This window comes from Paenibacillus sp. N3.4, assembly GCF_008017805.1.
Classification (GTDB): Bacteria; Bacillota; Bacilli; order Paenibacillales; family NBRC-103111; genus Paenibacillus_E.
Window position 1 is genome coordinate 1 of sequence record NZ_VRTT01000124.1, and the last position, 12,460, is coordinate 12,460.

The 12,460-nt window shown below is 43.7% G+C and carries 15 protein-coding genes, 5 pseudogenes and 1 other annotated feature; of the genes and pseudogenes, 4 read left to right on the top strand and 16 right to left on the bottom strand.

Features of this window, described 5'->3' with window-relative positions:
* A partial coding sequence (locus tag FU659_RS39220) for a YheC/YheD family protein (protein ID WP_187274557.1) occupies window positions 1-504 on the top strand: 504 nt, incomplete at its 5' end.
* A 54-nt stretch (window positions 505-558) separates the two neighbouring features.
* Window positions 559-1,661: pseudogene (locus tag FU659_RS39215) on the top strand (glycosyltransferase family 2 protein).
* Between the two features lie 332 nt (window positions 1,662-1,993).
* Here the strand turns inward: FU659_RS39215 and FU659_RS39210 are convergent.
* From FU659_RS39210 to FU659_RS39155, 12 genes and pseudogenes are all read right to left on the bottom strand, one after another.
* Window positions 1,994-2,167, bottom strand: coding sequence for a hypothetical protein (locus tag FU659_RS39210; RefSeq protein WP_187274558.1), 174 nt, complete (start codon window positions 2,165-2,167; stop codon window positions 1,994-1,996).
* Window positions 2,133-2,369: pseudogene (locus FU659_RS39205) on the bottom strand (hypothetical protein); the annotation flags it as partial. The gene FU659_RS39210 and the pseudogene FU659_RS39205, both read right to left, overlap by 35 nt.
* An 86-nt stretch (window positions 2,370-2,455) precedes the next feature.
* Window positions 2,456-2,578 carry a hypothetical protein gene (locus FU659_RS39200; RefSeq protein WP_261808207.1) on the bottom strand — a complete coding sequence of 41 codons (123 nt, stop codon included), beginning with the start codon at window positions 2,576-2,578 and terminating at the stop codon, window positions 2,456-2,458.
* Window positions 2,579-2,592: 14 nt separating this feature from the next.
* Window positions 2,593-3,154: pseudogene (locus FU659_RS39195) on the bottom strand (GNAT family N-acetyltransferase).
* Between the two features lie 227 nt (window positions 3,155-3,381).
* Window positions 3,382-3,627, bottom strand: coding sequence for a hypothetical protein (locus tag FU659_RS39190; protein WP_187274556.1), 246 nt, complete (start codon window positions 3,625-3,627; stop codon window positions 3,382-3,384).
* Between the two features lie 281 nt (window positions 3,628-3,908).
* Window positions 3,909-4,355 carry a DUF3888 domain-containing protein gene (locus tag FU659_RS39185; protein ID WP_147951413.1) on the bottom strand — a complete coding sequence of 149 codons (447 nt, stop codon included), beginning with the start codon at window positions 4,353-4,355 and terminating at the stop codon, window positions 3,909-3,911.
* Window positions 4,352-4,834: a hypothetical protein gene (locus FU659_RS39180; protein ID WP_147951412.1), complete on the bottom strand. Its 483-nt coding sequence runs from the start codon at window positions 4,832-4,834 to the stop codon at window positions 4,352-4,354. The genes FU659_RS39185 and FU659_RS39180 overlap by 4 nt, the downstream gene beginning before the upstream one ends.
* Before the next feature lie 579 nt (window positions 4,835-5,413).
* Window positions 5,414-5,573, bottom strand: a pseudogene (locus FU659_RS39175) (transcriptional regulator); the annotation flags it as partial.
* Window positions 5,574-5,812: 239 nt separating this feature from the next.
* Window positions 5,813-6,373 (bottom strand): Asd/ArgC dimerization domain-containing protein, encoded by a 561-nt coding sequence (locus FU659_RS39170; RefSeq protein ID WP_261808209.1) that lies wholly within the window; start codon window positions 6,371-6,373, stop codon window positions 5,813-5,815.
* A 12-nt stretch (window positions 6,374-6,385) separates the two neighbouring features.
* Window positions 6,386-6,883: an aspartate-semialdehyde dehydrogenase gene (locus FU659_RS39165; RefSeq protein WP_222708706.1), complete on the bottom strand. Its 498-nt coding sequence runs from the start codon at window positions 6,881-6,883 to the stop codon at window positions 6,386-6,388.
* 88 nt (window positions 6,884-6,971) lie between these two features.
* Window positions 6,972-7,232, bottom strand: a binding site (T-box leader).
* Window positions 7,233-7,297: 65 nt separating this feature from the next.
* Entirely contained in the window at window positions 7,298-7,729 is a 432-nt protein-coding gene (locus FU659_RS39160; RefSeq protein ID WP_147951411.1) for a small multi-drug export protein, read from the bottom strand.
* On the bottom strand, window positions 7,722-8,255 hold the full coding sequence (locus FU659_RS39155) for a GNAT family N-acetyltransferase (RefSeq protein WP_147951410.1): 534 nt from the start codon (window positions 8,253-8,255) through the stop codon (window positions 7,722-7,724). Before FU659_RS39155 ends, FU659_RS39160 begins: the two co-directional genes overlap by 8 nt.
* Before the next feature lie 229 nt (window positions 8,256-8,484).
* Between FU659_RS39155 and FU659_RS39150 the strand changes: the two genes are divergently transcribed.
* Complete coding sequence (locus tag FU659_RS39150) at window positions 8,485-8,685, top strand: hypothetical protein (protein ID WP_147951409.1); 201 nt, start codon at window positions 8,485-8,487, stop codon at window positions 8,683-8,685.
* Between the two features lie 276 nt (window positions 8,686-8,961).
* Here the strand turns inward: FU659_RS39150 and FU659_RS39145 are convergent, their stop codons facing one another.
* The 4 genes from FU659_RS39145 to FU659_RS39130 all read right to left on the bottom strand — a co-directional run bounded on the left by FU659_RS39145 (window position 8,962) and on the right by FU659_RS39130 (window position 12,176).
* Window positions 8,962-9,858 (bottom strand): SDR family oxidoreductase, encoded by an 897-nt coding sequence (locus FU659_RS39145; protein ID WP_147951408.1) that lies wholly within the window; start codon window positions 9,856-9,858, stop codon window positions 8,962-8,964.
* A gap of 350 nt (window positions 9,859-10,208) precedes the next feature.
* Window positions 10,209-10,526 carry a helix-turn-helix domain-containing protein gene (locus FU659_RS39140; RefSeq protein ID WP_261808208.1) on the bottom strand — a complete coding sequence of 106 codons (318 nt, stop codon included), beginning with the start codon at window positions 10,524-10,526 and terminating at the stop codon, window positions 10,209-10,211.
* 12 nt (window positions 10,527-10,538) lie between these two features.
* A complete protein-coding gene (locus FU659_RS39135) occupies window positions 10,539-11,162 on the bottom strand; it encodes an AraC family transcriptional regulator (protein ID WP_261808206.1) in 624 nt (207 codons plus the stop codon).
* Between the two features lie 132 nt (window positions 11,163-11,294).
* Entirely contained in the window at window positions 11,295-12,176 is an 882-nt protein-coding gene (locus tag FU659_RS39130) for an AraC family transcriptional regulator (RefSeq protein WP_147951407.1), read from the bottom strand.
* 182 nt (window positions 12,177-12,358) lie between these two features.
* Between FU659_RS39130 and FU659_RS39125 the strand changes: the two are divergent.
* A pseudogene (locus FU659_RS39125) lies at window positions 12,359-12,460 on the top strand (aldo/keto reductase); the annotation flags it as partial.

Below are 12,460 nucleotides of genomic sequence, written 5' to 3' on the forward strand. Positions count from 1 at the left end.
TGCAGACAAAGTGAAGGCATTCAGAGAAAACTAGATGAACTATTCGGACAGAAAAAATACTTGGTTCAGCAAGGAATTCATATAAGTCAACTTGTTCATCAGTATTTTGACATCCGGGTCCTGGTTCAAAAAGATATTCTTGGAGAATGGACTGTTTCCGCCATAACGTGTAGAGCAGCCTATGAACATTACTATAACACGAGTATATGTGAAACCATTTATGATGCTGAAGAAATTCTTCCGCGATTATTTTCGCCGGATAAAGTGAATGAAATCCGCCGTTCTCTGTATGAGGTAAGTGTAACGGCCGCACAAGAAGCAGAGACTTACTTGGGTTTATTGGGAGAATTGAGTGTCGACTTTGTATTAGACGAACAGAGAAAGCTATGGATTATCGAACTTAACGGACAACCCCAAAAAAATATATACAAAGATCTTACGTGTTATAAACGAAAAATTTATAGTAGACCCTTAGAGTATGCTTATTATCTTTCCCAATCTTGAGGATAAATAAGATCTAAAGAGAAGCGAATAAAGCTATTTTGTGAGGTGAGTGTTATGATTTCTATTAGCCTATGTATGATTGTTAAGAACGAAGAGGATATCATCGAAAGGTGCCTGAGCTCCGTTTGTGATCTTGTTGATGAGATTATTATTGTAGATACAGGATCGACCGATCAAACGAAAACAATTGCGCGCAAATACACGGAGAGAATTTATGATTTTGTTTGGATTGATGATTTTGCAAAGCCCGGAATTTTGCTTTTAATCAAGCAAGTAAGGACTACATTTTTTGGTTGGATGCTGATGACATTTTGAAGGAAAAGGATCGCGCTAAACTCGCTGCTTTAAAAGAGACGCTTGACCCAAACATTGATTCTGTCACAATGAATTATCATCTAGCATTCGATGAATTTGGCGAAGTTACATCCAGTTTAAGACGCAATCGACTAGTGAAAAGAAGCAATCAGTTTCAATGGGTTGGCGCTGTGCATGAGTATCTGGCAGTGTGGGGATCCATCTTAAATAGTGATATAGCTGTCACGCACAGTAGACTTCATCATGAAAATGAACGAAATCTCCGTATTTATGAAAAACGATTAGCCCTGGGTGAGGAATTTTCGCCGCGGGATTTGTATTATTATGCTAATGAATTATTTGATCATCGGGGGTTTGAAGAGGCAATTCACTATTATGAAAAGTTTCTAGCGACAGGTAAAGGTTGGGTGGAAGATAATATCTTAGCTTGTGGAAAACTAGCGGATGCCTTTCATCATCTCGGAGATCATCAAAACGAACTTCGCTCTTCATTAAGATCGTTACAATTCGGTCCCCCTCGCGCTGAATTTTGTTGTCGTTTAGGTTATCACTTTTTACAACAAAATGACATTCAAACATCCATATTTTGGTACACAGTAGCTACACAATTAGAACATCCTAAAGATAGCTGGGGATTGGCAAACCCAATGTGCTCCACTTGGTTACCCCACTTGCAGTTGTGCGTATGCTACGATCGCCTTGGGAAATATGAGTTCGCTTATAAGCATAATGAAGCCGCCAGACTTTATCGGCCAAATGATGAGCGTATCCTGCAGAACAAGCGTTATTTTCTCACCCGAGGAGTAATGGGTCATGGGTGCCAAGGTGATGCGCTTGTTTAGCTGAATTCCGCTTTTGCACACACCGGACTCTACATCTGTTCCGCACGCTGATAATCCAATAACAAAAGACAAAAGAACCGTTAGAGATGCTGCTGTACTCCTAACGGTCTTTCTAGATCGACGAAAAGACGAATAGCAGAAGGATTGGATAAAATGCAGGAGACTGTTATGGGGCCTAGTATGAAAAGCGTCGATTCTCCCAAACTGCATTGATTCATTGTATCCATTGAGACATCTCTTTAACTAAAGCAGGTCTTAAAAGTGCTCAATCACGTCGCTCAACAATCGGAATAGAGATTCTGGTAAACAATGTCGTACGTCTTTCTGCTTGTTCAAGTTGTCAACACATGCTGCGGCTTAACCATCGCCTTGCTTTCCCAAGTTTGGGTTCCCCATCGAAGCAGCATGAGCAGACCTCTCAGCCATTCGTCGACGGCGAAGGCGATCCATAACTCATAAGTTTGCCAAAAGTCAAAATTTGTACAATAATCTTGCCCTGAGTTCAATATTTGATTGCTCAGCCCTCTTTGCTTTTTTGATTGTTATCAGCCGCCAGCCTGTCAAAAGAGCGGATACCAAGCAGATCGCCGACGACGTCATGAATACAACATGCATGACGGAGAGGACAATATCTGGATGTCCCGGGATCAGGTCGGTTACCCGGTACCCTGCTTTCTTGCTCATCACGTTAAATAAAATGGCAGTTGCACATTAAAAAGAAAAAACCTAACAACGGTTAGGTTTCAACTGCTTTTTTGAACAAGAATCTGTTCATTGCTACAGGGCTTATGCAGTCATTCAAAAGGTGCGTTTTTGTTCAATGACGGCGAAAACTGATTGTTTTCCAGATTGATCGCAGTCGCCAGCTTTAAAGTAAAAGAATCGGGCTCTGCTTCGAACGGATTGCGACTGCGCATTCGTCTCCATTCTCTTACTTTATCTTTGCGTATATAAAAGTATCCCGTAATCTACTTCCGTCCGCAGTAAAATTTTCATTTCTTAAAGTCCCTTCGAGGGAAAATCCTAATCGTTCAGCTACTGCTTTACTCTTGTAATTAAGTGTATCACAACGTATTTCGAGTCTTCGTGCCTTTAATTCAGTAAAAGCAAATTCGGAAATACCTTGTACAGCTTCTGTCATGTATTCATTACCGCTAAATCGTGTATCGATCCAATACGCTATCTCAAACTTAGGTATTATCCAATCCGGTTTGTGCAGCCCCGTTAGAACCAATAAACTGGTTTGTTTCTTTATGAAAAATCAGAAATCTTAAATCTTCTCTCCTTAAAAATTTTACGTGTGCCTCTCTCATATTGACTTCCAAATCTTCTACGGAATGTTCTTTTTGAGCAGAGGGTAACCAGCATTTCAACTCATTCATAGAGGCTGCTACAGCTTCAAATACGATCTTGCCATCTCCCGGTAAAGGCATTCTTATAAGCAGCCTATCTGAAGTCAATTGATTAGGGAAATCTAATAATAGGGGATTAATGAGAATCACCTCTTCCAATTTCATTTAATAAATCTAGCATAAAGTGGTACTTAATTGATAACAGGAACGGATCCAAACAACTCTTACTTCAATATACAAAAAGGATTTGCCATAGGGCAAGCTCCTATACTATCATTCTCTGTCTAGTTCAACCATTAATGCTACATCATTCACTTTTTAGAGGAGGTTTCAGAACCTCTTTTAATTGATTAGCTAACAATTTGTGATTATCGTCTCATACCAAGTTGCGTATAACAGAACCCATGAATGATTTTCGAAGCATAAATCGCTTCAATGACTCTGCGGTACTCATTCACATAATCGATTTCATTGCTTACGGATGTATACCCCCTACCCTGCTGCGATCCGATCTTAAACGCAATTCCACCGAACTCCGTAATCAGGATTGGTTCGCCATGATGCGTGAATCGGTTCGCGTAAATAGGGCGATTCGCAGGCATTGACTGCAGCACTTATTCTTTGGTTGCAAGTGAACGTTTAAAAGCCTCGTACTTCTCTCTTTCTTCGGGCTGTCCGTGGTTATAGTTATGAACGGCGCAAACATCTGTTTCTGTCAATTCCCAACCGTCATTTGAAATAACTAAACGCGTTGGATCGAGTGAACGAATCAAGTGATACATGGCAAGACTATGGGACTTTTAGAAAGCGTTACCATGACGATGTTCAAGAACCATCGGACATATTTTTAGTTTTCCCATCTATCATCAAGTTTTCGCAATTTTGACTTTATGTGTTATTTTTTCAAAAAATCTTGATAATTCGGCGGAAAGTCCGTTTTTTTCGGGCCCTTAATATGTTCATAATTTACGAGTTTTACTTTTACGACCGGGGATATTTCATACGTAAAAAGATCCTCACCTACAGGAATATGTGGGCCTACAGTAGGAGTAACACCAAGGGTGATCAGAAAATCGAACCCCCGAAATCCATTAACTCGCTCTACATGTTTAACATCAACAAAATAAGGATATACATCTGGCGCCGTATTTAAATACTTGGCATATACCTCAGCGAGGCTGCCATTTATGTAGGGCAATAATAAAAGCACTAGCATATCTTGAAATTGCAATTCTTTAGAGTCTTCTACAGGCTTCTTTATTTCTGCTGCAAAAGAAAAAGTCAGACTTTTAACTGATAAGACAATCACTAGCATACACACAATAACCAATTTGTTTCTCATTGATTGTCGCCCCCACTTTCATCTGGATCGCTTATATTCAGTTCGGGAGTGAATAGTTGATTCTTCTTGAGAAAGTTCTTTAAACCCTGAGTTGCAACATGGACTGCAAGCGTATGATTTTCTTTTGTGAATATAAGTAATGTTGGATAATATGTGCTTGACCGACTAATCAACATGACAACTTCGGTAACTGTACCATTTATTAGCTCATTATCTGTTTTATAAGGCGGGATTAGTGGAATCTTGATTGCTATACCATCGTTCGGCTGAATATTAAAAGAACCTGCAATCAGACTGGCAGAGGATAGCCATAGCTTTACTTGGTCCTGTAAAGATTGAGAGTTTACTATCGTCTGTATGACTTCCCCTTTGTTAATGTCAAACACTTCAGCGCCATCAAATGCCTGCACCGCCTGTGTACAAATAGTACTTATTGAGATAACAATCCATATCAGTAACGACTTAACCTGCAGTTTCATACAAACACTCCTCCGCTTATTTGGGTGGTAATATTCCCCATTCGTATGAAATTACTCATAACTTAACAAGTGGTTGCGCGAACTTTCACTTGAGAACATTAGAGGATTCAGACCCAACATAGGTATTTCCCATCTCAGCAATGATCGCGGCTGCCCTAGCAACAATCGTAGGATGCCTATAAGTTTCGAAAGCAGGAGCGGCATCTGAATCTACTGATGAGATTGTTCTCGTCGAATCGGCTCCATCAGTGAGCAAAATCATTAATTGGTCATCTCAACCTGGAAAAGAACTAACCCCTTGTATCCCCAGTGCTACCTCAACCTTACTAACGAACCGTATTGTCCTTATGATCGTCTAAATTGTTTTTTTGCTAGTCTAACGAATCGCAGCAGCGTTAATGAGGAAAAAAATAGAGGGAATGCATCCATTTGCCCGTAATAGTGATTCTGAAGTTCGTTAGAATCTCAAAACACGTTATTTTGATCAAATAAGGTTTATTGAGTTCGTAAGCCGTACGAACGATAACACTGTTTGCCACCGAAAACGATTAATGATAGGGCACATCCGTAACCATGAATTTTCCTATGAGATCCATATCCTTGAATCTCGATCCCTCCCTTTACATTGCCGTCAGACTTAAGCCAAGTCCAGGTAACGATAACCGTTGTTAAAATCACACACTTCCCATTCAGGGTACAAATGGTTGAAGTTTCTTATAATCGGGAACCAAACATCCTTTCTTATCATGGTTTGTGAAAACTAAAACGCCGCTTTGATATCAAACCCGCCAAGCAGGTTCAGAATGTGTCAAAGCGGCGTGTGCTTCACAACCGACGTTATTTTTTTAGAATATCTAACGTGTAGAATATTTCAACGGTGAAGAAACCAGCGTCTGATACTACTTTTAATCATCCAAATATAGTCCTCAACTACCGCTATCTCTACTCAACTTCTCGTTTTACTATGAAGTTAAAGCGCTACACCTGCAGTAAACCCCTCGCCAGCATCGATTCAGCGAGCAAGACGGCACCTTTGCCAGCACCCATCTTCGTATTGTGAGAGACCAAAACATATTTCACACCGCCAAGTACCGGCTCCACTTCCAGTCTACCCATACTTGTAGTCATCCCTCCTCCCAGCTCACGGTCAAGGCGAGGTTGAGGGCGATATGGGTCTTCAAAAATATGAATCATGTGATCGGGAGCTGAATGTAAATTAGCGTCTTTGAACGGATTATAGCTATGGATTACTTCTTTGATTTCAGCTAAACTCGCTTGTTTCTTCAGACCGACAAACACCGATTCTGTGTGTCCATCTAACACATTTGCTCTTGTACATATACAATTGATATTAATTTCAGCAGGAGTAATGCCCTCATTCGAATATTCACCGAGAATTTTTAAAAGTTCTTTTCGAACCTTATCCTCTTCGTTGGGGATATACGGGATAATGTTATCTAGAATATCCAAAGAACGAACACCGGGACTTCTACCGGCACCGCTAAGTGATTGCATGGAAACCATAAGAACATTTTGTATTCCAAAATGTTCTTATGGTTTTAGCGTTATCGCAAGTCCAGTAACCGTACAATTGGGAACAGGAAGAACAAAACCTTTCCAGCCATGTTCTCGCTGCTGTTTGCGGATTAATTCCGCATGATCATCATTGACTCCAGTAATAAGTAGTGGCGTATCTTCAAAATAACGAAATGCAGATGCCGTTGAGAATGTTGGAGTCGTTTGGGCAAACCAAGGCTCCAATTCTTTAGCGAGATCGGATTCAATCGCTGTGAAAATAACATCAACAGAATCTGGACGGAATTCCTTTGAGGCTAGTACTGGAACGTTCAACATATCCTCGGGAATCGGTGTATGCTGTGTCCACCTCGATGATCCGTTAGATTCCAGCAATGCTTCTTGATAAGTTTTCATAGTTCTTGATGTCACCATAATAACAACTTCAAAGTTCGGATGATTGGATAATGCCTGCACAAACTGCTGACCGGCCATGCCCGTTGCTCCTACGACTGCCGCTTTTAACCTTGACATATTGCTCACTCCTTGAATGGTATGATTAAATTTCTCGTAACACGATCATGCAAATAAAAAAACCTCACCCCCAAGACTAATTTATAGTCTCAGGGACGAGAATTGTATGCTCGCGGTACCACCCGGATTCGCAAATATGTCGCCATATCCACCTCTTCGAGTACGACATCTTTTTACAAAGATGCTTATACTCTAGCTCTATAACAGGAGCTCCTGTTACACCATCCCCTCGTAGGTTCCGATGTACTGCTCAGAGGCTTTCTTCAATAAATAATCCTTCACTCCTTTTCACCTGCCGGAGCTCTCTGTGGAAAAACGATTTATTTACTTTTCTCATCATCGCATTTTGAATTATTGGATACAGAATACCAAGTAATTTGAAGTAGAGTAAAGATATTTTTGTGGATAATCCGCCTAAGTGAATACATTCAGTCCTAAAGCAACTGCTGTAGTCAGAAAAGCACTCCAGAAAACAATCCCGATGGTCATCCATACAAACAGCTTACGAGGTTCTGCTCCGAAAGAAATGCCTATGGCTGCGCCGAGTGGAGCACCGGTAATCAGTGGCGATAAGAAACCGATGCCAGGGATACCATATTTGTCCCAAATTCGGATCATACGGCTGCTTCTTCCGCCGCCGCTCTTATTTTGAGTACGTCGTACAAGCCAATTCCTAATGGATGTGCCGAAAAAAATCACAATGACTGCGCTGAGCATTGAGCCCACCGCACTTAGAATACCCGTCAGTAGAGGATGCAGCTTGAGGGTAAATCCAAGTGGAATAGCTGCCCATAATTCCAATATGCCAGTGCCAACGACAGAAGCCCATGTCAGTAAACTATCCATCCGAAGTGTTGTCTTGAGCATTTGAAATGTTTAGAACCATTAGATCCTCATCTACATATTGCCCATTGAATTTCAAGGCATTTCGTTCCCTACCATAAGTCTCGAATCCCAAAGACATATAAAGTTTTTTGGCGTAGTCATTTTCAGATACGACCGTTAAGTTTATTTGTTCCAAACCATCGCACTCTCCTGTTATTCTGATTAGTTCAAGCATAAGCGATTTCGCTAAACCCTGCCCTCGCATTTCTTGTACTACATACATGCCGTAGACATTTCCCTTGTGAGCAGTTTTAAAGCTTTTTTCACGCATAAAAGTTACAATCCCAACTAACGAATCATTTCCGTCAAAAGCCCCGAGAACAAATTTGTCCTTCGTTGGTTTTATTCGCTCCACGATCGTCTCTTGTGAATATCTTACTTCACTGTCATACGTTGATCCAAATGATTCTGGGTTTATTTGTAACGAACTCAGTCTTATTTCTTGGTACGCTTGAGCATCTGATTCTTGTAATATACGTATTTGCATGGATTCTTCCTTTCTGGTTTTTCCCCTAAATCTTAATTCACTTCTATTGGTAAGTATCCAATATTAATTCTACCTCAATATACTCAGGATTACACTTTTAAGCTCATATCGAGAACAATTGTAACGTATTACCGGAAGATGCTCGTTTTAAGAATTATCATTGAATGATCTAATCATAAATTTGGCATATTAACTACGTATAAAAATTCAAATGATAAGAGGGATATCAATGTCTGACCACCAAGCTAAGCAACAAAATGCCGAAACCCAAGCTCATAATGCGGTTGCTGATTCATTAAGCGAGTTAAATCAAGCACAATCAGTAAGCACGAATCGCCGGCAGGCTATTCAGTTAGCACAAGAAGAACTGGACCAAGCCCATGCACAATTAGCAGAAGCACGAACTGCCGCAACTGAAAGCACAGAATAGAAGTAAAACATCCAAACTCATTGCTAAAAAACAATAAAAACAGCGACAGTCATGGACCAGAAATAAAGTCCTAGACTGTCGCTGTTTTATTGAATTATCAGTACTCGTTAGCAGAATGAAATATCAGTCATTCGCTCTGAGAAAAGCCTCAGCCGTTCCATTTGATCATTTGTCAGCCGAATATCCCTCTCATCATGGGAGATTGAATCATCCAACCGACAGAACGTTCAGAAATTTATGGGTCCTATCCCTAGTGGCTCCGATTATCCGAAATCGTCAGGTTGTGAAGTACTGCTCCCTGTCGATGTCTGGAATGAGCGTTGGCTGCACGGGACGCCACCCGAACCGCTCCTGCGTCAGGGCGCTTGACATCGGATAGTCCATCGAAAGAAAGTGCGCTAGCCAACCGAAGTGGCCGGCTGCCTCCTCAGGAGACTTGCTGATGATCGGCACATTAAGGCGACGGCCGATTACGCTGGCGATATCCCGAATCGGCACACTCTCGTCGCCAATCGCGTGCAGCTTGGCACCTGCAAGTGCCGCCTCAAGCGCCAGCCGGTAAAGACGTGCAGCATCAATTCGGTGCACAGCAGACCAACGGTTAGCGCCATCGCCCACATAGGCCGAGACACCCGTGCTGCGGGCGACATTGATCATGGCCGGAACGAAGCCGTGATCAATGTCGCCATGTACCGATGGCGGAAGCCGCACCACCGACACGCGAACGCCATGCGATGCCATCGAAAGAGCTGCCTCTTCCGAAGCGACGCGGTGCGCCGCGGCCGAGATGGGATTGGCCGCATCTTCTTCTGTCCCGAAGCGTCCCGGCGTGAGGAGCGCGGACACTGAGGTGACAACTAAAGGGCGGCCAGAGTTCGCGAGCGTAATGCCGAGCGCCTCGATCGCGAGCCTGTCCAGTTCGCAGGCGGCTGCAAAGTTAGAGAAGTCGTGAATGAAGCCAGTGTGGATGACGCCATCCGATGCATCCACTCCGCGCTTCAGGCTGTCGAGACCATCCAGAGAGCCGCGATGCGCTGCAGCTCCGGCTGTGGCGAGTGACGCGGCGGCCGCATCCGAGCGAGCGAGGCCGAGCACCTCATGCCCCGCGCCGATCAGTTCGCGAACAATGGCGGAGCCGATGAAGCCTGTCGCACCAGTAACAAAAACACGCATAATGAAGTCCTCCTTAAGCTGTTGAGTAGTAGAGCTACTTGAACCACCTGGGATTCGCGTAAACGATCAGCACCGCTGGCCTCAAGTCTAAACTCTAAACTGATTATAGTCTTCGTTTCACCAAGATGATTGCCTGATCCTCTGGAACGCACCTTGATCCCTAATCAACGCGCATGGAAGATTCTGAAGGTACTGACATCCGATATGGCTGGTTTCCGCAGGGAAAAATGAAAACCCGCCAAGCCTTATGGCCGCGGGGTACGTGGGAAAAGTCGGGATCGTTGTATCTCGCTCAGTAAAGACCCAAGCCGGGAAGGTGACAGGCCTTGGTGACAGCCCATACGGTTGGATCAGTCCAATATTTGTGTTTGTTGATGCCATTTGACGATGTCTCTGTTTGGCGGGCTTCCGAAAAAGCGGCTGTAATCTCGGCTAAATTGGGAGGTGCTCACATACCTCACTAGCTGACATGCAGTAGTCGCATCCATTGAACTAGAGACCATCAGACGCCTCGCTTCATGAAGGCGCAGTGCTTTTTGGTATTGCAGTGGGCTCATCGAAGTGACTGCCTTAAAATGCTCATGAAACGAGGACACACTCATGTGTACCAACTCGGCCAAGTCTGCAACCTTCATCTGCTGGGAGAAATTGGCGCGGAGCCAAGCAATCGCCTTCGCAACTCACTGCACGCCTGAATCCGCAAAACCAATTTCGGCGACGTGAACGCCTATGGGGCTGCGCAGGACTCGTATCAAAATCTCATCCACCACGAGTGGGGCTAGTAATTCAACGTCGCCGGGATTGGGCAAACACTCCACCAGCCTCCTCACCGCGCCCACAATGCTCAAGTCGGCACTCGTGACGTAACCTGCGCTCCGCTGACGAACTGGAGGCAGGCCTTGGGGATATACTTTCAGGACCAACTCGGCGATCCTTTGCGGATCGAGGTCCAGCCTAACACCGAGGAACGGCTCGGAAGGACTCGCATGTGTGATCTGGAGAGCAACAGGTAGGGCAACGGGGAGCACGAGCATATTCGACCTGCCGAACTGATAGACCTCCTGCCCCATCGTAACGGCCTTTGCCCCTTGTGCAGCGATTAACAAAGAGGGCAAGTATAAGGTTTTCACGTACTCCGTGTCTATTCGTGAAAAGCGACCGATGTGCAAACCTGGGATGCGCTGGCTAAAGCTACCGTCATGTGGAGCATGGGTATAGATCAAGCGTGCCAACTGGGCCGCTTCTGCTTCAAGCGCTCCCTCGGCGCTACCTGATGCTGGTGTAACCGCATGCTTATCTAGCATCCTCATTGTTACGGAAGCAACTCCCTTTTATTCAGACATTTTGACCAAGGGGTCCCAATAATTTCTGACCAGTCTGATTGATCCTGACCACTGGGTCTGGTAATGCGTGACTAGCCTCAGAGGCTTAATATTTTATACTCTTAGGCGCTTTATATCTTGTCTTGGTGGAAAGCCAAACATGCGAGAATATTCGCGGCTGAATTGCGAGGGGCTTTCATAGCCTACTCGAAATGCCACATCAGCGGCATCTGCTGATTCGGTTAATAAAAGGCGACGTGCTTCTTGCAATCGCAGCTGTTTTTGAAACTGAATAGGGCTCATAGCAGTTACCTCTTTGAAGTGTCTGTGAAACGAAGAAATACTCATACTGGCTATTTCTGCAAGCTCTTCAATGCGCAAAGGCTTATCATAGTTATTGCTAATTTGTTCGATTGCGTCCCTGATTCCATAGATGCCGCTTCCTTCCATTGCGATTTGTGCCAGCGTAACTCCATACTGCCCTTGCAGAAGCCTGAATAGAATTTCCTTTGTGTAGATAGGAGCAAGGAACGGAATGTCTAGCAAACGAGCTAATCTGAATATAGAATCCATTATAGGTAGCTCCATCTGACCGACAAACATAGCTCGTTCAGCATTTCCTCTCGGGGTGATTCGAATTTCAGAATCACTTAGAACATCTAAGATTTCACTCGCCGTAAATTCAAGTCTAAAACCCAAATACGGAATATCGGAAGAAGCTTCAGTGACTTGAGCAGTAACCGGCAAGTCAACTGATGCAATAAGGTAATCCGCTGGATCGTACTTGAAGCGCTCCTGTGCCAGCCATACCTCCTTCGCCCCTTGAACCACAATGCATAAGGAAGGTTTGTAAACTCCGTAACTTGGTCCGGTCAATTTAGATCGACGTATGAAAAATAAAGTCGGAATGGCAGTTGCGTGAACACCGTCCTGGACTGCATACCGCTCAATTAGTTTGGCAAGTTCATTCTGCTGTTTAGTTATAATTTCAGACATAAGATCCTCCTTGTTCCGTCATTCCCTATAATTCGATTATATTCCATATTCGTAAGATACATAAGAGTAGCAAGAGAATTAGGCAATCATTTGGTATGAATGGGATAACGGTCGCCTTTTCATCTGTTGCATAATAAGGTTATACCCCATTAAAAAAAGGGAACAAAGGAGCGTATCGACAAATGGAATATGTGAAACTTGGAAATACTGGCTTGGATGTATCCCGGCTTTGTCTTGGCTGTATGAGCTTTGGTGTAGCAGAGCGGTGGCATCATCCATGGATA